General features: G+C 46.3%; 14 protein-coding genes. 1 reads left to right on the forward strand and 13 read right to left on the reverse strand.

Going from position 1 to position 18,427, the window contains the following annotated elements; genetic code table 11:
- Positions 1 to 11: 11 nt before the first annotated feature.
- The 12 genes from DDZ15_RS12890 to DDZ15_RS12945 all read right to left on the reverse strand — a co-directional run bounded on the left by DDZ15_RS12890 (position 12) and on the right by DDZ15_RS12945 (position 16,692).
- The gene (locus DDZ15_RS12890; RefSeq protein WP_109647526.1) at positions 12 to 182 is read right to left on the reverse strand and encodes a YXWGXW repeat-containing protein; all 171 of its coding nucleotides are present in this window, start codon (positions 180 to 182) and stop codon (positions 12 to 14) included.
- On the reverse strand, positions 183 to 2,384 hold the full coding sequence (locus DDZ15_RS12895; RefSeq protein ID WP_109647527.1) for a hypothetical protein: 2,202 nt from the start codon (positions 2,382 to 2,384) through the stop codon (positions 183 to 185).
- A 255-nt stretch (positions 2,385 to 2,639) separates the two neighbouring features.
- Entirely contained in the window at positions 2,640 to 3,350 is a 711-nt protein-coding gene (locus tag DDZ15_RS12900; RefSeq protein ID WP_146198588.1) for a DUF6090 family protein, read from the reverse strand.
- Between the two features lie 57 nt (positions 3,351 to 3,407).
- The gene (locus tag DDZ15_RS12905) at positions 3,408 to 4,094 is read right to left on the reverse strand and encodes a DUF6090 family protein (RefSeq protein WP_109647529.1); all 687 of its coding nucleotides are present in this window, start codon (positions 4,092 to 4,094) and stop codon (positions 3,408 to 3,410) included.
- Positions 4,095 to 4,115: 21 nt separating this feature from the next.
- Positions 4,116 to 4,883 carry a DUF6090 family protein gene (locus tag DDZ15_RS12910; protein WP_199222968.1) on the reverse strand — a complete coding sequence of 256 codons (768 nt, stop codon included), beginning with the start codon at positions 4,881 to 4,883 and terminating at the stop codon, positions 4,116 to 4,118.
- Between the two features lie 36 nt (positions 4,884 to 4,919).
- Complete coding sequence (locus DDZ15_RS12915; protein ID WP_109647531.1) at positions 4,920 to 5,675, reverse strand: DUF6090 family protein; 756 nt, start codon at positions 5,673 to 5,675, stop codon at positions 4,920 to 4,922.
- Between the two features lie 126 nt (positions 5,676 to 5,801).
- Positions 5,802 to 7,451 (reverse strand): arylsulfatase, encoded by a 1,650-nt coding sequence (locus DDZ15_RS12920; RefSeq protein ID WP_109647532.1) that lies wholly within the window; start codon positions 7,449 to 7,451, stop codon positions 5,802 to 5,804.
- A gap of 15 nt (positions 7,452 to 7,466) precedes the next feature.
- Complete coding sequence (locus DDZ15_RS12925; protein WP_109647533.1) at positions 7,467 to 8,171, reverse strand: hypothetical protein; 705 nt, start codon at positions 8,169 to 8,171, stop codon at positions 7,467 to 7,469.
- Positions 8,172 to 8,188: 17 nt separating this feature from the next.
- The gene (locus DDZ15_RS12930) at positions 8,189 to 9,079 is read right to left on the reverse strand and encodes a dioxygenase family protein (protein WP_109647534.1); all 891 of its coding nucleotides are present in this window, start codon (positions 9,077 to 9,079) and stop codon (positions 8,189 to 8,191) included.
- Between the two features lie 73 nt (positions 9,080 to 9,152).
- Complete coding sequence (locus DDZ15_RS12935) at positions 9,153 to 11,456, reverse strand: carbohydrate binding family 9 domain-containing protein (RefSeq protein WP_109647535.1); 2,304 nt, start codon at positions 11,454 to 11,456, stop codon at positions 9,153 to 9,155.
- Between the two features lie 147 nt (positions 11,457 to 11,603).
- Positions 11,604 to 15,068 (reverse strand): sensor histidine kinase, encoded by a 3,465-nt coding sequence (locus tag DDZ15_RS12940; RefSeq protein ID WP_109647536.1) that lies wholly within the window; start codon positions 15,066 to 15,068, stop codon positions 11,604 to 11,606.
- A 31-nt stretch (positions 15,069 to 15,099) separates the two neighbouring features.
- Positions 15,100 to 16,692, reverse strand: coding sequence for a hypothetical protein (locus DDZ15_RS12945; RefSeq protein WP_109647537.1), 1,593 nt, complete (start codon positions 16,690 to 16,692; stop codon positions 15,100 to 15,102).
- Between the two features lie 143 nt (positions 16,693 to 16,835).
- Here DDZ15_RS12945 and DDZ15_RS12950 point away from each other — a divergent pair, with 143 nt between their 5' ends.
- On the forward strand, positions 16,836 to 17,030 hold the full coding sequence (locus DDZ15_RS12950) for a hypothetical protein (RefSeq protein WP_146198590.1): 195 nt from the start codon (positions 16,836 to 16,838) through the stop codon (positions 17,028 to 17,030).
- Between the two features lie 86 nt (positions 17,031 to 17,116).
- Here the strand turns inward: DDZ15_RS12950 and DDZ15_RS12955 are convergent, their stop codons facing one another.
- On the reverse strand, positions 17,117 to 18,397 hold the full coding sequence (locus DDZ15_RS12955) for an SPOR domain-containing protein (protein WP_109647539.1): 1,281 nt from the start codon (positions 18,395 to 18,397) through the stop codon (positions 17,117 to 17,119).
- Between the last annotated feature and the right edge of the window lie 30 nt (positions 18,398 to 18,427).

Here is an 18,427-nt window from a genome sequence, read left to right on the forward strand (position 1 = left end):
AGTGTTTAGTTTTAAGTTTTGAGTTGAATCAAAAACAGACATATTTTAATCGTCCATCGTCCATCGTCCATCGTCCATCGTCCATCGTCCATCGTCCATCGTCCATCGTCCATCGTCCATCGTCCATCGTCCATCGTCCATCGTCCATCGTCCATCGTCCATCGTCCATCGTCCATCGACATCTAATTCTGCTCGAGGTTGGAAAAATATCGCCTCAAACTCTCTCTCTGATTTTCCATGCTGGCCCTGATTTCGTCTCTGATTTCAGCAAACCGGGGATCGTTCATCGCATCCATAAATACCACTGAATTTTGCAGTATGAAGTAATCGAAGAAGATGGGTGATAACTCTGTATAATATGTTCTGAAAAAAGGATATGCCCGGTCCGTTTCTCCTTCAAAAAGGTGGCAGAGCATACGATTTCTGATGAATCTCCTGTAGCCTAAGCCGGTAGTGCCGGTTGTTTCCAGCTGCTTCCCATAATTGCAGTAAGCATCGTTCAGCCGCTTCAGTTGTTCCTGATCGTTCATATGATATAATATTCCCAGCAGAGGGGCTGCAACCTGGTACCCCAGAGGACTTATGATGGATAGTGTATCAGACAACAGTGAGGGATCATACTTTCTGAATTGAGCGATCGCTCTTTCAGGGTCACCTCCGATCTCAACGTATCCGTATAATGATCCGTAAAACTCCGGTTCAGGGACCGTAATGTTGAATTGCTCCACAAAACTTAATAATGAATTCTCAAAAAGATCCGGATTCTCTCTCAATAGGGCATATAATGAAGTGGAAATGGCAACCTCCCGGCTCTGAGGAAGTTCACTGGCAATCCTGGCCTGGTATTCAAATACAAGTTCTGGCATATCCAGCTCAAATGCATATAAAACCATATCGAACATGTGAATTGCATTGTAAGAATTGGTTTCCATCCACTCATGTACGGTAATCATTGCCTCATCAAATCGCCCCTCTCTTTCCAGAACGATAAGACCGATAAGACGCATAGATTGCGTAAAGCCCGGGTTCAGTCTCAGGTTCTTTCTGAGCAATGCTTCTGCTTCGTCGAGTTCACCCTGATCCGTATGAACCCTCGCCCGGTTGTACATTGAAAGAGGAGCGAGTCGATCCAGTTCATACGCATTGATATAGGCTTCGTCTCTGAGACTGAACTCTCCCTGTGTTGTATAGTTGTTTCCAAGCCAGTTATAGACGTCCGGCTGATTGTCATTAAGACCCAGGCTTTGCAGATAGTACTCCGTAGATTGCTCCTGATCGATTGTAGAATAGAAAAGACCCAATCCGGCATAGGCTGTTCCCAGCTCATTGTTCAGGGATAGTGCCCTTTCTGAATATTCCTTTAATTTAACCTGAGCCTCTCCAAAGTCCGCAGCTCCGTAAAATCCCATAAGGTGGTGAGCAATGGCCAGCCGGGCGTAGGCTTCGGCAAAGAAGGGGTCCAGGCTGACCGCATCTTCGTACAGACCGATCGCAGTCTGCATTTTTTCAATCTGCCGGTCCAGCATAAGGTGATTGGCCCTCAGGTATATCTGATAAGCCTCCAGGTTCTGAGTGGGGATCTCCGGTTCAGGCGAACCATCCTCGTCGAGGAGGCGGACTCTGAGTTCATCCAGCACCTTTCGCGATATTTCATCCTGAATCTCAAAAATATCCGAAAGTTGACGGTCATAGGTTTCAGACCACATATGATAGCCGTCGTCTGTTTTAATAAGCTGAACGGTGATGCGGATATTCTCACCCGACTTTCGCACACTGCCTTCCAGAATATGATCCACACCCAGCTCCTGACCGATGGTTCTGAGATCGTCATTTACATCCTTGAACTTGAATGAAGAGGTACGCCCGGCCACTTTCAGGTTTTCCTCCTGGGCAAGGGAATTAAGCAGTTCTTCGGAGAGGCCGTCTGAGAAATATTCATTATCCGGATCGGCGCTCATGTTTACAAACGGAAGCACGGCAATGGAGGCCTCAGCGGCGATACCGGCATCTGCCTGTGAGGCACCACTTCCAGCAAAAAAGATTCTTTCCGTGACCAGGAAAACAATGATCAGTGAAAGAGAGGCTATAATAAACTTATTAATCTTTTTACCGGTTTGATCGGTGATGGACCGTTCTTCATCGACATCTTCACTTCTTTTCAGGCCTTCTGGTGTCATCTCAAAAGCCCATGCGAAGATCAGGGCAAAAGGAAAACCGATCAGAATGAGCACCGTTAAAAGGGTGACGGTCCATTCAGGCAGTGCCAGAATGGGGAAGACCGTATCAATGATCTGAATCACCAGCCAGGCAGTGATTGCATAGACCGTAGCCACCCTGACTACGTTTCGGCGCTTCAGTTCATTAAAAAACTTAGTGAATTGCATAGTTCTTAAAAATGCCTTTCAAAAGCCTTAATTAAGCAAAAAATCCGATGATATCCTCAGATAGCTTTGATATTTCTGAGTCTGCGGAGCTATTGTTTCCAGTTTTTTACCTGCAGAGCGATCAGAATGCCTATGACCACCTGCAGGATTTCGCCGATAGCATATAGCAGATATTCAGATACTGATCCCGAATCAAACAGCTACTGGCGGATTTTTCTAAAGAATGATTTCACGGGTCAGCAGTTGAATCATTTCTTATTTGTCTAATTCCATGTTGATGAGTTCTACAATCCCATCAATATCTTCAGTCATCTCTTCCAGCCTGCCTATGGTTTCCCTGAATGACACCTCCTTCCAGCGATGGATCCCTTCATAGACCAGGATGAGCTCTTTTAAATTTTCGTCAATACTTAAGAACTCCTTCATTGTGGTTTGTCTTTCAAGTCTGGCAGGCAGAGTTGTAGCGCCTATTAACGTGGATAATTTTTGAGTAACCCTATTTGCCCCATCATCAATGTCCTCAAAGCGAGTGATGGTAAGGTTTTGAAGTCGTTTCAGGTCAATCAGCCGGTTTCTGATCGTTGAGGGAATCAGCCTGATATCACCGCTGTTCTGAAGGGATTCAATCGTGCTTGTGTTGAAAGTTAAAGCATTGGAAATCAAAGTGAGTTGCGAAATCTGTTTGTACACCTGATCGGGGGTCAGAGCCGCTTCACTGCTGTACAAGCTGATATACATTTCATAATCTGACAGTTTTCTGCTTAAGTCGCCGATCGTTAGAGTGATAAACTCCCGATCACTTTTCAGGTCATCCAGAAGCTGTGAATAATATTCCTGAGTCTTGAGCTCTGAATTTCTCTTTTCATTCCAGTTATTCACCTGAAGTGCCAGCAGGATGCCGATCATTACAAGCAGGATCTCACCCACTGCATACAGGATGTAGGTACGGACTTTATTCTGTTCCATGAGGGTTTTTCGTATGTGACGGAAAAAGCGAAGCATTTAAAGATGGATGGCGTGCACTTAGTTAATGATCAGGATTTTCTCAATTTCGCTGTTCGCATCTAGCAGAAGATTTTTATAATACTCCAGCATTATGTGATAATTGTAAATATCATCCAGAAAGACCTGTAAATCCTCCCGACTCATGTCCGGCAGGTTACCCGTACGGCGAACCCTGGAATATTTTTTAGTATTGTAAAACCAGCGGACATCGTGCTCTTCTGCATTATCCATTAAACGTGCATAAATGGAATTATATAATCGGGTGGCTGCAGACATAAATTCTTTATTATTAAATCTGCTGATTTCGTTTCCGGAAACAGCCGACTCATAAGATCCAAAGATAGGATAAAATGTGCGGGGAGGGTTGAAGTATGCCATCACCAGCGAATCTAAGGCCTGCCGGTCGTTTTGATAGAGTTCAATCGCCCGATCTTCCAGTTGATCAAAGAGGGCTAACTTTTTTTCCGCAGACTCCACTATTAAGTTGATGTACTGCTGATCCTGAGACAGATCGTTTTTAACCCCGGTCATAAAGGTCTCTTCTGCTGCTGACTGTTTTCGTTCTTCATTCCAGTTATTTACCTGTAAAGCCAGCAGGATTCCTATCATAACCAGTGCTATTTCACCTGTTGCATACAACAAGTATTTGGAGATTGATCCGGATGAAATGAGTTTCTGTCGGATTTTTCTAAAGAATGGTTTCATGGCTCTGCGTCCGGGATGGTTCTATTTGTCTAACTCCACTTCTATTAACTCAAGTAAATCTGCGGTTCTCTCAAGGTACTCTCCGGCAAATGAAAGCTGAATGTTAGCCAGAAGGATCCTGAAATTAACCACATTGATCATCCTGGCCGCATTATCCAGATCGGACAGTTTGGTTTGGAGATGATCCAAAAACATCTGATTTGATTGCAGTTCGTAATCTACCTGATCAAATACCGGAAACCAATCCTTGGATGAATCGGTAAATAAATTGGGTTTAAGAAACGTGAGTTCGATCAATACATGGTTGACAAGCCCGTCCACCAGATCTGCATTGTTGTTTTGCGTATTGGTGGCAAAGGTTATGATCGATTGGTAGTAATTAACGATCTCACTCTTAAGTTCTTCATTTTGGATAAGGTCAATATTTCCTGTGTTTTCCAGCGTTTCGAAGGTAGTGATAACCGGAACATAGCCGGCCCGGGCAAACAGGTCATTCAATCTCTTCAGCAGCTCTGTATCAATCTCAAATCCGGAATGATCATCAAAATGCCTGAGTATATATACTCCGCCATCTACCCATATATTCTGTGCATCAATGTGTGATAGTAAATTTTGCTGCTCCAGTATCAGATCACTTCGAAGATTCTGAAGAATGATCTTTTCCTGTTGCGCATTGATCCTCTCTTCATTCCAGTTATTGATTTGCAGAGCAATCAGGATACCCACCACAACCAGCAGGATCTCGCCCAGGGCATAGAGTGTATATTTTCGAACTTTGTTCTGTTCCATAAGTGGTTTTCGGATATGTCGGAAGAAGCGAAGCATTTAGGGCTGGTTGGCTTGAGTGTCAGTATGCTTTAAAATGAGGTTAATAACATTCTCCAACCGGTGTAGCTTATCCAGATAATTGGTTATTCCCCAGGCCTGATTATCCATATGATTTTCAAATTCCAACTCCTGAAAAAGAAGATAATTCCGGGATTCGAATTTAGAACCCCCGTTCCCCATCAGAATTCCGTACTGGTCGATTTCTTTCATCGAGCCATTATTCGTTAAATACGGGAGGGTCAGGTTTTGGCTCATCTCATCCATCGTATCATATGCTTCTTCATTTTCCCCCAACGCACTATCCCAATCAAAAATTAACATGCGCAGGGAATCAGATGAGATCAGGCTCAGTTTGCCGGATGAGATTAACTCTGAAATAACAGACCGACTGGGACTATAATCAAAGTAATTAAGCGTAAGATAGATGAGACTGTCAGGATTATGTTGGATAATAACTTCCTCGGGTTCATTAATCAGGTCTAAAACCTCATTTGTAGCCCCGAGTAAAACCCGGTGATAGGATATTGTTGAATCGAGTTTCACCTGATTCATCCGGAACTCCTTTTGGAGGTCGTTAAGGATCAATGATTCGTTGATCTTATTGATTCGGTTTTCATTCCAGTTGTTCACCTGCAGGGCGATCAGGATCCCGATCACAACCAGCAGGATCTCACCGATAGCGTAGAGGAGGTATTTGGTAACTGACCCTGAGTCGATCAGTTTCTGGCGGATGCGTCGGAAAAGGGTAACCATGGATTAGTTTTGAGTGTTTAGTTTTAAGTTTTCGCCGAAGGCATGCCTATGGCAGAGTTGCGTGTTGGCTGGAAAAAACAAACCTTTAATCGTCCATCGTCCATCGTCCATCGTCCATCGTCCATCTTACAGCCCCTCACCGGGCTCCGGGGTGGGAATTCGCACCTGCACCTCATCCCTGTATGCGTACCATTCATTCAAAAGATCCCTGTACACATCAGGGTGAAGATCTTTTACATCGTTCTGTTCGCCCCGGTCATTCGAAAGATCATAAAGCTCAAAGTTGGCCTCGTCGAACGGCCTCTCAATGTTTACCAGTTTCCAGTTGCCCTTGCGGATTTGCACAAAACCGCGATGCTCCAGCGGAAACACATAATCATCCGTATGCACCGATTCCCTCTCGCCGGACAGAAGCGGCATCAGCGATGCCCCCCGAAGCGGGTAAACCTCACGACCGCCGTACGATTCGGGGTACTCAACTCCTGCGTACTCGTAAAACGTCGGAGCCAGATCCATCAGTGTTGTAAAGGCATGCACCACTTCTCCTTTCTGCCCCACACCGGGCCCTGAAATAACCAATGGCGTGTTCATGCCGCCCTGTGTTGTGTACCCCTTGAAGTATTTAAACGGTGAGGCACCGGCTTCTGCCCATTGCGGACCATAGGAGATAAAGGATTCCTCCATTCCCATCATAGAGTACTCTTCCGTGTAATGCTCTTTCAAAAAAGGACCGAAATAGGTGTGGTGATAGAAATCCTCAGCGGCAGCTCCGTTGTCGGAAAGGAAGAGGATGAGTGTGTTATCATATTCACCAATCTCTTTAAGGTGGTCGATCAACCTGCCAATGTTATGGTCCATATTGTCCACCATGCCTGCATACAATTCCATCTTCCGGGCTTCGGCTCGCTGTTCTTCGGCCGTGAGACTGTCCCAGGGCTCCACGCGCGGATGCAGTTCAGGTAATTCTTCATCTTCAGGTAAAAACCCAAGCTCTTTCATTCGGTTGAACCGCTTCAGGCGCAACGCCTCGTAGCCGTCATCATATTGCCCTTCATACTTTTTCCAGTACTCGGGATCTACCTGCAGCGGCCAGTGTGGGGTAGTGTAGGCCGCAAAGCTGAAAAAGGGCCGGTTACGCTCAGCGGCTTCATTGATATAGCTGATCAGCTTGTCGGTATAAAGATCGGTGGAGTAGGCTCCTTCGGGCCAGCCGGCTGAATCACCATTTTCCGTGTAAACGGAGACCGGCACGGTTGGAAAGATTCCGCGGTCGCTGTAGTGATTGCCGCCGCCATCCTGCAGGATAAAGGAGTAACCGAACCCTTTCCGGCTTGGATCATCTGCAGGCCGTTTGCCCAGATGCCATTTTCCGGCCATGCCGGTGGAGTACCCCGCATCTTTGAGCAGCTGCGGAACAGGTACAATGCGGTCGGAGAGATGCCCTTCATACCCGAAAACGCCGGTCCGCAAATCCTGGCTGCCCATCCCTGCTATGTGATTGTCGTTGCCCGACAGAAGCATCGCGCGGGTCACCGCACAAAAAGGGGCCGTATGAAACCCGCTGAACGTGATACCGTTTTCAATCAAAGCATCCAGGTTCGGGGTATCAATGTCGCCACCAAATGCACTCAGGTCGGTGTAGCCGAAATCATCGGCTACGATGAGCAGAATGTTGGGCTGTGAAGGCGTATTATCGGCTTTCTGCATCCGATTGCAGCCCGATACCAGGAACAGCAACAGGGTAAAAGTTGCAAAAAATTGATGTGTATATGTCATGGATTCTGATTTGAATTAGATGGACGCAAACCAGGCCGCAAAGGATTGCCACCAGGGAAGTCCGGTAAGGTCAAAAAAGATCGGTATTTCGATGACCAGGTAGAGGATTAAAAGCCCCGGAAAGACCCATCTGGCTTTGCTGTGATTACGATCAATAATGGACAGTGCAATCAGGGTCATATTAATCAAGCCGAATGTAATAAATTGCCCGCTGATAGCAATATCGGGCAGATATGAGTTGATCAGCCGGGCAAATACCGGATCTATGAAGGTAAATGACGTAGCCACCATCAATCGTGCATGGACGGGTTTGGTTTTGCGATACAGGATCGCAAAGGCGTATGTTACAGCAAACACGAAGGCCAGTGAGATCTGCAGGTAAAGAAGATAGGTCCTGATGGCATAGAAGCTCTCCGGAGCCGTGCTGATCTTGTTGTGCGCAAGCAGCAGGATGCTGATCAGAACCAATCCGGCAACGGGGTATGACATATTTCCAAGCAGCCGGTGCAGCTTTAGCTTTCTCTTTCTGATCAGGGCAGGCTGTATGATCAGCAGCGCAAACCAGATTATCGCCGTAGCCGCATGGAAATGCACGAAAAAGCCGCTATCCGAAAGCACGGCATAATAGGTTGGCCAGAATGCGATAAATGAAATCAGTAAAAGGCCGCTGATCCAAAGGCCGGATTTATTATAATCCAGTTTAATCCTTGCTGTTTTCATGGTTTTCGGATTGTGGTTTAACTGCTTTTTATAAAAATCTGCTGCTGTTCGTTGGTTTCGGCATCTGTGAAAGTTAATGTACATTTTACGGACCCGGACGGGAGCAGTTCAAAATACAGGTTTCGGTAATGACCCTCAGGAGTGCCCGGGTACGTAAATGTATTATTTCCTTTATACTCATATCGGGTCCCAAATACCTCGTTTTTCACCCAAAGCTTGTTCTCATTTTTGAAGAACACCATGGAAGAGCCGGGATTGGTTTCGTGAATATACTCACCGATCAGTTTATCGATGGATGCGGGTTCTGCTGAAAGAGTTTTAGCCATGTTTACAGGGAAATAAACCCTGGCTGTGCCATCCGATAACTCTTCAATGTCCAGAACCCTGCCGGTTGCATTTGCCGCCCACGTATCCGATTCAATGTACTTGTCACCCGTGAAATAAAGCTGTGTGACCAGCGGCTGATAGTCCTCCGTTGTGATCATCATATGAAAATGTGCAGGGCGAATCATACCGTTACCCACGTCATAGGGTACCGGCAGTACAGTAGTGAAAGAATATTCGCCATGATCATTGGTGAACGTTGTGCCCCGGTATCTGAAGTCATCCGAGGAGTTGTCATAGATGCCGTTATTATCACAGTGCCATAATTCTACCTTTGCATTTTTGTAAGGAGTGATACAGTCCTGATGCCTGACGGTACCCGAAAGCTCCACTGCTTTTCCACTCTCGCCCGCAATGATCAGATTATTCCGGACCGGGCTGTCGGGGCGATAAAAAGGCCCCAGTATGTCGGAGGTAGTTGCACAGTCGCCGATATAGTTTTTCCCGTTAAATCGTACAAACCCAAATGTGCTCACCGCGAATGCAGAGAAGGCTGATTTTTTAATAAATTCACGTCGTTTCATAGGTGTTGGATGGTTGATTGTATGGTTGTTTTTGCAGGATTGGTGAACCTGGTGTTTTTATTTATTACGGTAATCAAAGAGTAAATGTGTAGGTATACTTCAGAAGAAGCGTACGGTTATTGAGCAAAGGCAGAATCGGATTCAGGCGGTCCCGCTGAGTGTTTGTTGCTTCATTGAATACGATATACAAGTCATTTCCTTCGCGGGGATTGTAGCGAATTCTGATGTTGGACACGATCCCTTTTGCCTGGCTGTTGTATTGGGTAAATGCAGATACGGAGAACGTTGTATTCAGCATGTAGAGAGCCCGCAGTCTGGCTACGGTGGCGGTCAGCCGCTGATCACGATCGGGAAAAGTGATGTAGTTGACCTGCAAAAGCCCTGAAAGGCTCAGGCTGGAGGATACCCCCCATCTGGGCGACAAGCCGACGGTGTGCCTCCAGCCGTCGAAGAACGTGCCCGTGTATCCGCTGATAGTAGCTCCATAAAGTCTGGATGTGGAGGTTTCGTACGAGAAATTGCTGCCAAAAAATTCATAGGCTCCTGATGGAACGGATACATTATCCCCCAGACTGAAGCTGAACGGAATATCCTCATAGATATATTTCAGATCAATGTTCAGGGACTGGGATTTTTTTGTAGACAGATTGTAGCTTGGGCCGGCCTCTGCAGTCTCAGCAGAACCGGTCGCATTATTGATAAATAAGAAACCTTCCGTGCGCACCTGGTGACGGTTTATGACCGGGTGATCCTCCGGGATCCATCCAAATCCGATACTGCTGCCCAGACGGGTGAAATCGGACCTGTTCTGAAATCCAAGCCCCGGATTGTACAGTGCTCCCGAATAGGAGTAGTCGAGGTTGTATATAAAGCCTGAATAATCCCTGTTTTCCAGGTTTAATCGTATCCTGGAAGGCTGTGTTGAAAGCATATCCGAATTGCTGTCATCGTCAAAGGTCTGTGCCCATGCTGCGGTGAGATAGTTCTGGCTGAACAGTCTGAAAACACCGTCAAACCCGTATGCGATGTTTTGTGATCCATCAGTTCCCAGGAGTGACGTCATCATTCCGCCCACATAGGTATTTTCATTGATCACCTGCCTGCGGAGCCGCAGTACGCCATTGTTTCGGCTGCTGAGCTCACCTGCAGGCGCTGTCTGCATGGTCAGAAATCCGACATCCCAGGAGCCGGCCCGCCCCACAACGCGGGCGCCGCCATAAATCCGTGACGGTTCACCGTTCTGAATGCCAATTCGCCGGCTGTAGAAAAGCCTGTCCTGCTGGCCAAAACCGAAATCAAACGTGCTTGCGCGTTCAAGGAAAAAGAGGCGCTTTTCAGGAAAGAACAACGAAAAACGGGTCAGGTTTACCTGCTGATTGTCAGCCTCCACCTGGGCAAAGTCGGTATTCAGTGTAACATCGGCAGTCAGATTACTGGTCAGTCCGAATTTCACATCCAGTCCGGGTTCCAGTTCGGTTGTGTTCTCAATTTCGTATTCTGTTTCAGTTCCATTGAGCAGGTTTCTCTGGGTGATACCGCCCAGAAGGTAGGGGGCAACATAGAAGGGCTTTCGGCTATTCAGATTGTTAAAAGAAGCTTCTGCAAACTGAGAAGGCTTAAACGGGCTCCAAAACCCCCACTGATTGGAGATGTTCGGATAGGTGCTCCATTCTACTTTCCGTGAAACATAGCGAATCACCGTCATTCCCATTTTTACTTTTCCTTCATCATCCTGAAACCGGAGGCTGGATATGGGAATCCGCATCTCGGCCGACCAGCCTTCACCGTTCTGATTTACAGTTACGTCCCAAAACGTATTCCAGTCTGCATTGATGGGAAAAGAGCCCTGTGCATCGTTAAAGGTCTGATAGTCGGTCCTCAGACCGGAGGGCGTAACAAAAAAAGCGAGGGCATTTTCCTTGTCATTGAATGTATCCAGAAAAATACCGAACCAGTCGTTATCCAGCCCCAGGTCGTCCCTTCTTTTAGTCGGCGCCTGGATTTTGTCCGGTTCGCTGTCGGCCATGAAGCCGGCAACGTAGAGGTATTCTGCATCGTACATAATATAGGCGTCGGTTGCTTCACTGGCATCCACATTATTCTGGGGTGTATGCATGAGTAGCCGAAACTGCGCTGCTTTCGACCATGCGGCTTCTTCAATGACGCCATCGAGCGTGATTTCAGCATCGACAACTTCAGGTATGGTTATGGTTTGCCTTGCATAAGCAGATATTCGCGGAAATAATGAAAGAAACACACTGAATAGAAGTACTCTGAAAAAATTTGTTCTTACTACAGTGAAGTGATAGGTAAAATTGACTGATGTAATACCTTGTTTAGAATGAATGTTTGCAAAATTCAGTACTTCATCCGTCATGAGCAATAGGTGTTGTTAGGATTACCGGCAGTTTGGGTGCAGCTTTTTATTGCAGAGCATAGATCTTATAGGAAGGCTCGTATAAATTCAGGAATGCTGTTTATATGAGCTTTAGTGCATAATCTGTGAGATTTTGGATGTTGCTGATCAAGCACCGATATTTTTATTGCCGATCGGTAAACTGATTATAAATGCTGCTCCTCCGAGATCAGATTCAGCCAGTTCAAGTTTTCCATTATGGATTTCTGTAATAAAATTATAGCTCAGGCTTAAGCCCAGGCCGGTCCCCTCACCGGTTGGCTTGGTTGTAAAAAAGGGCTCAAAAATTTTCTCGCGAATGGTGCCCGATATTCCCGGTCCGTTATCTGAAATAACGATTTCGACATGTGTGTCGTTACTGCGGCTCAGCACATGGATTTCCGGTGTGTATTCACCGTTCAGGTTCTTCCGGTGTGTCCAGGTGGAGTCAATCGCATTTTCAAGGATATTCTGAAGTACCTGACCTATTTTTTGAGGGATTATGGATACAGGTGGAATAGAATGATCGAGCTCTGTGTGAATGACAACATCCAGGCCTGAGATTTGAGATTTCTTCCCATGATAGGCCAGTTCAGTAAACTTCTGAATAATCTGGTTCAGATCTGAATTTTCAAACTCACCCTTGCCTCCGCGTGAATGCTGCATCATGGATTTTACTATAGAGTCAGCCCGTTTTCCATGTTCATCTATCTTCTGGGTGTTAAACGATAGGCTCTTCAGAATGTATTCTATTTCATCCTGGTCACTATTTTCAATCGCGGTTTTTAACTCGTCAACAAGTTCTCTCGATATTTCGGAGAAATTATTTATAAAGTTTAGCGGGTTTTTGATTTCATGAGCTATACCGGTTGACAACCTGCCCAATGAGGCCATTTTTTCGGCCTGGATGAGACGCTTTTGGGTCGATTTCAGTTCATGATAGGCGATTTCAAGTTCACGTGCTTTTTCAAGTTCTGCAGCTTTTAGATCATTCTCGGCCTGAAGGGCTTTAGCCTGAGATTCAGCGGCATTGGATTTGGCAATAGCGGCTTCAGCCTTCAATTCGGTTTCCCGTATATAAGCTGCTTCCCTCTCCTTTTTGAGCAGGCGAGCACGCTGTACACGGTCAACACCGAATATGCCAAGGCCAATTACGGTAAAATAGATCAGGAACGCCCACCAGCTTAATGCCGCGGGAGGGTTTACCATAAACGTATAGGAGAGCGGTTCGGCCGAACGGACACCATTTTCGTTTACTGCAACGGCCTCGAAGGTATAGGCTTTTGGGAAAAAGTAAGCAGAGAGATTCGTGTAATTGATTCTTGTATCGGATTTTAAAGGAGACCACTCGTTGTAAAAACCAAGCAGCCGGGTCTGATACCGGATCTGCCTCTCATTGCTGAAACTGAGTGCTGCATACTCAAAAACAAATTCATTTTTTTCCCCCTCAATATTTTCTGATGTGAAATTGGTCAGCTTGAGTCCCGGTGGCATATCGTTTTTTATATCGGCGGCAGGGTTGTACCGGGAGATTCCTTTGGCGGTTCCAAAATAGAGGTTTCCATCTGAATCGAATTGAACAGATCCGTAATACCAAACTTCATTATCTACCAGTCCGTCAAGCCGGGTAACGGTATCCAATACCCTGCCTGACTGACTTTCAATTTCGGCAAGGCCCTGGTTGGTGCCGGCCCAGATATTGCCTGTAACAGGAGACTCAGCAAAACTGGTGACATTATTTGCGCTGAGCCCGTTGGCTGTTGTAATAAGCCGATTTATATTCTTTGTTTTGGCATCAACAACGGCCAATCCCACGGGAGTGCCTACCCACATAGATCCTGAATGCCAAAGCATTTTTTCAATCTGGTTCGATGGTGCACCTGTATCAGCAGACCACCACGGTTCAAAAAGTATGGTTGGCTGATCTGATCTCTCATTTTGAACCAGTGTTTCCAGCGTAAGAGGTTCAATACTCCGATAAATACCCCGATCTCTTGTGCCAACCCACAGAAATCCTTCATCGTCAAAAGCAGTGGAATGGAATATGGCCGGAGGCAAGCCGGATTCCATGTCCAGGGCATAAAGCTTGTCACCAATCACGCTGTAAACGGCCTGATAGGCAGGGAACCAGATACTTTCAATAGTCGCTTCTTCTCCAGGTTTCTCACGGATTAAAAGTTTATCTACGGCCAGAATACTGTTCGCCCGGTAAGACGACATCACTGATGGTGTGTCAAAAACAGAGATTTCATTGCTTGATACAGCCTCTTCAAGCGGGCTTGTACCCGGGAATGAGAGGCTGTTCAGGCCCCTGTTTGTTCCCATCCAGACCCTGCCGGACGGGTCATACGCCAGGCCGTTTACCCAGCTTCCGGATAGCCCGTCCTCGAGCTGGATATATTGCGAAGAAAAATTTTCATCGATACAGGCTACCCCTCCTTCAGAGGTGCCTGCCCAGATACGGCATGGATTGGATTGGTCTGATGATGGAAGAACGCTGTTTACGGATGCAGACGGAAGCACAGGTCTTTCACCGGCATAGGATATGGCGGTGAAGTTTTTAAACGCTTTGTAATTATATCTGAGTTTTGAAACCCCGCCGGACTGTGCAACCCAGATATTATTTTCCCGGTCTTCAATTACATTGTAGATAACCTCACTAAGAAGGCCATTGGCCCGGGTATAGGATGCGATTAATTGTCCTGTTACAGGGTCAATATTCTGTAATCCGGAGCCTTCTGAAGATATCCAGAGCGTGCCGTCTGAAGCCGAGGTGATGCCGGGAATATTGCTTGTGGAAATTGAGTTTGAAAAAATGAACTCAGGCTCTTCAGGGTCTTCATTCAATTTCCAAACACTTCCAGACTGTTCTCCACCCCAAAGGGTTCCATCCGGACTTTCAAAAAGGGAGTTAATGTTTAATGGTGAACCCGTTGAGTAAATATCGGTAACTTCGCCGTCGCGGATTTTTAATAATTCCCCGCCCAGTATAGCTGCCCATACGGAACCGTCACTTCTTGCAACAAGTGAACGGACCGCAAGGTTTTGATCGGAATGATTCCCTGTTGTCGATATGGTATCCGATACCACACGTTCTGAAGAGGCAAATTGATAACGTATCAATCCCAGGCTTTCCGTACCCACCCAAATGGCCCCGTCATTATCAGAAGTAAGCCGGTTGTGGTTTACAGCAACATTCACCAGCTCTGTATCACCTATTTTCCGGGTGAAATGGACTTTTTCTCCGGTTTCATAGCTTCCTATCGGCTTTTCAGTTACCACGATTCCCGCATTGGAACTTACCCAGAGCCTGCCGGCGGGATCCTCTGTAATGTCCCATGCATATAAATCGGCGAGACCATCATCCAATCCATACGTTTCCAGGCTTACTCCGTCGTAACGGGCAACACCCGATGAATAAATAGCAAACCAGATATAGCCCTGGCTATCCTGGTAAACCTGCGTTACCTCAGCAGATGGGAGCGGATTTAACTCATTTCCCGGAGTATAATGTGTAAACGGAAGTACCTGCCCTTCCGCCACATTAGGCAATAGGAATAGAAATGCTGCGATGAAAAGCAGGAGTTGTTTCATGAATACTTCAGACCTTCGGCTGCATTCAGGGTTAATTCGTTCCTACTCCGCCCCCTCCGGTTCCGGATCTGTTAAATGATGAAAGGAGATTTACGGTATCCTCGGTGCTCGATAGCGATGCGACGGAAGTGATCTTCAAAATTTCCGATACGCTGTTCGGCCTTAAGATACCGTCTTCGGGTGAAGTGAAAAGTTCTGCTGCAACGGATTCGCCAAAAGCTATAAGCGCAAGGTCAAAGTCAGGATTGCCCGACCCCCTGCCACTCACAATATTCAATTCAGCTGTAAGCAGCTCAATCAGTAAGCGGTTGTCTATGGAATTTTCAGGCAAATTCAATATATCAAACGCTGCCTGAAAACGGTTCGCACCAAACTGAAAGGGTTTTTCAAGCAGAAGATTTTCTATCTCGATCAGATAACTGAACAATTCTTCTGATGAAATTTCCATGGCAGGAATATCCCGCCCTGTGTTGCCTCTGCCGGGGACTCGAACCGAATTTCTGGCCAGAAGCATCTGTTTTCTCCAAAATTCAGGACTTTTTGTATCAAGCAAAATGGTTTCATCCTCAAATTGCTCAATCATTTTCTCAATCTGTGGTGAAAAACCGAAATTGATATCGGATATGTTCTCACTGCTAATGGTAACGGTGGTGACAATCGGAGTGGTGGGCGTGTAGTTGGTAAAGAGCCCTTCGTTAAAATCATCCGGATCATCCGTCATTTCCAGTACTTCAATTGTGTATTCGGTATCAGTTTCACCCGTGTATACGGCGAATGAATAATCTCCGGTTGAAGATGTAGTCTGGCCGATTCTATTTCCGTGAGAGTCGGTAATTGAAACCGTGACATTTTGAGCTCCCGACTCCAGTGTATTTTTAACCTTATCCTCATTCGCATCGATGAAAACATTACCGGAAATGGTATAAAATCCTTCACAGAATTCAGTATCGGGATTATCACAGGTAAGAAATCCTCCATTCTGGCTGCTGTCGTCCGTTCTGGCGTATACCAGATAGGGCGCGTTTTCCGAATAAGTATAGCTTGTGTAGTTTGATCTTACATGGTTAACAATCGATTTTACCTTTTCAATACTGAAATTGGGCTGGCCGTCGGTCATCATATCGGATGGCATTCTTCCATCTGCCAACACCTGATCCAGATCAAATTTGGGATTTTCTATCAATGACCACAGAGATACCTGGATTTCACGGTATGTCAGAGTCGGGTCTTCACGTTGCAGTTTGTTTTTTATGGACATCAGGTAGTTTACCGGTTTCCACTCTTCACTTCCGTAGGTGGAGAATGCTTCAATCCCGACATGTGTATCTCCATTGGATTGAATCGGTTTTTGCCACTCCATGCACCAGCCCTCTGTTAAACCCTCACTAACTGTAGAATTTCCGCTTACGTTGCTGATGTCGAATGCGAAATAACTGTCCATACCCGCTGAGGTTCCTCTCCGAATGGTAATGGTTGTATTGTTCGCTCCTTCAATCGCCTCAAGTTCAAGATATGGTGCTATAGACTCCTCAAATCCTGCATCTACAGAGCTCTCACAGGCTGTAATAAATATTGTTGCAGATATGATGAGTGCCATAAATGCAAAGATTCCCCTCACTTTCATAGATATAATCCCCGTTTTTTACCCCTTAATTATTAGTTGATAACCCCTTATTCACTCAAATTCCGAAAGGCAATTTACTGATGAGTGACACAGATGACCAATATATAAAATAAAGCCAAAAAAGAAACGGCTACCCGTTGATTGTGAATGAGTTTATTGCCATTCACCGGAGGCAGGCTTTGCGCGGCAGTCAATTGAGAAATTTATTAATAGCCTTAAAAGAAGTTTTAAAAGTCCCGATTCAATCTCTGTTCCTGGTGAAGACCTTCCAGGATGCAGCAGAATTGCATATCGGGTTAATGGCTTTGGTAAGCAATACATCCGGCAGGGTACAGTAAACGTAGAACACATTAAAATACAATTACCGGATGCCTGAGGCAGGCCGGGATGCTGCCTGTTCCTGTAGATTTTGATTCCGGGAAAACTATCGGCTGAGGGAAGAAATACTCTGCGTATCCCAAACGATTTCAGTTCCCTCGTAGGCGTCTTTAAGGTGCAGCGGCCGCGGAAAGGTAATCACAAATGCATCATCAAATCTGTTTACTGCAATCCTGTGAACAACAGCGGCATCCTCAAACCGGTAAAATGTGCCGATCAGGACTTCATGATAGTTGCCACGCCTGATCACAAACACGCTTTCATCAGGATTTTCCACCGCTTCCCTGATAAGATCATGAAATTGCTCTTTCACCCTGAACGCTGACTGCTCACTTCTGGAGGCGAATACCTGAACATAGTGGCCGGCCGGAACCTGGTTTCGCAATCCGCGCTCTAGCGCAATGGCATCTTCTGAAGGTCTGTTTTCCAGCTGTGTAACCCGCTGATCCAGCCCGTTGATCCGTTCTTCAAGGTAAAGAGCGAACGCTTGCTGTTCATTCAATCGCTGTTCAAAGGATTGGTCGTTTTCAGCGAATGAGGCTTCGAGCGCTTCCAGTTTTCTGCGCTGTGCTTCAATCTCTTCATTGGCGGCAAAGAACTGTTCGCTTTGCATCAGAAAGTGTTCGTATTCCGCATCGGTCAGGAATTTGACGGGTGGAGCAAGCCGCAAGGGTTTGGAATCACGGCTTCCCAGCTTGATGCGGATTCCAGCGGTAACCATCCCAACCTGGTCGAATGGGAAACCCTGATTCATGTTGTCGAGCTTATTATTCGACAGCTTGACTTCGTACTGTGAGAAGAGCTCAAATCTGTGGTGCAAGCGGGCCGACAGCCCGAGACCGCCCAGGAGTGCCGATTCGTTTCCCGATATCCGCGTATCATCCAGCCGGTATTGAAAAAAATCATGTTCCAGGCCCAGAATCAGGTAAGGGTTCAGCCACTCGGAAGCCCGGTTCCGCCGGAAGATACGATTGAAATTAAGTATGTTTTTGAAAACTACCGAGTGAATCCTGGTATTGAACCCGCCATCTTCCAGTCCTTCAACTGAATTAAAGCGATATCCGAAGCCGGTAGTCCAGAGTGGTGAGATAGCATATTGAATATCGGCGCCGAAATTGTTGCTGGGCTGCGTGAACAGGTTGTAGTTGCTGCCAAATACGCGATTCACGTCTTCCGGGTAGCCAAGCGTAACGCCTCCCTGCAGCGAAATGCTGAACCGGCTGTAATCGGAACTGTATTGTGCTCCTGAAATTGCCGGAATTAGCAGAAATGAACATACCGCAAAAACGGCGGCCAGCGCTTTGTCTGTACTATACTTTTTTACCATCTTGTAGTGTCTCTCGGGCCGGTTATCTTG

The organism is Rhodohalobacter mucosus, from assembly GCF_003150675.1.
Classification (GTDB): Bacteria; Bacteroidota; Rhodothermia; order Balneolales; family Balneolaceae; genus Rhodohalobacter; species Rhodohalobacter mucosus.

Excerpts from the sequence above, each read along its gene's own strand:
- DDZ15_RS12935 (WP_109647535.1), bottom strand. The coding sequence starts at position 11,456 with ATGACGGATGAAGTACTGAATTTTGCAAACATTCATTCTAAACAAGGT.
- DDZ15_RS12895 (WP_109647527.1), bottom strand. The coding sequence starts at position 2,384 with ATGCAATTCACTAAGTTTTTTAATGAACTGAAGCGCCGAAACGTAGTC.
- DDZ15_RS12905 (WP_109647529.1), bottom strand. The coding sequence starts at position 4,094 with ATGAAACCATTCTTTAGAAAAATCCGACAGAAACTCATTTCATCCGGA.
- DDZ15_RS12900 (WP_146198588.1), bottom strand. The coding sequence starts at position 3,350 with ATGGAACAGAATAAAGTCCGTACCTACATCCTGTATGCAGTGGGTGAG.
- DDZ15_RS12920 (WP_109647532.1), bottom strand. The coding sequence starts at position 7,451 with ATGACATATACACATCAATTTTTTGCAACTTTTACCCTGTTGCTGTTC.
- DDZ15_RS12890 (WP_109647526.1), bottom strand. The coding sequence starts at position 182 with ATGTCGATGGACGATGGACGATGGACGATGGACGATGGACGATGGACG.
- DDZ15_RS12940 (WP_109647536.1), bottom strand. The coding sequence starts at position 15,068 with ATGAAACAACTCCTGCTTTTCATCGCAGCATTTCTATTCCTATTGCCT.
- DDZ15_RS12910 (WP_199222968.1), bottom strand. The coding sequence starts at position 4,883 with ATGGAACAGAACAAAGTTCGAAAATATACACTCTATGCCCTGGGCGAG.
- DDZ15_RS12945 (WP_109647537.1), bottom strand. The coding sequence starts at position 16,692 with ATGAAAGTGAGGGGAATCTTTGCATTTATGGCACTCATCATATCTGCA.
- DDZ15_RS12955 (WP_109647539.1), bottom strand. The coding sequence starts at position 18,397 with ATGGTAAAAAAGTATAGTACAGACAAAGCGCTGGCCGCCGTTTTTGCG.
- DDZ15_RS12930 (WP_109647534.1), bottom strand. The coding sequence starts at position 9,079 with ATGAAACGACGTGAATTTATTAAAAAATCAGCCTTCTCTGCATTCGCG.
- DDZ15_RS12915 (WP_109647531.1), bottom strand. The coding sequence starts at position 5,675 with ATGGTTACCCTTTTCCGACGCATCCGCCAGAAACTGATCGACTCAGGG.
- DDZ15_RS12925 (WP_109647533.1), bottom strand. The coding sequence starts at position 8,171 with ATGAAAACAGCAAGGATTAAACTGGATTATAATAAATCCGGCCTTTGG.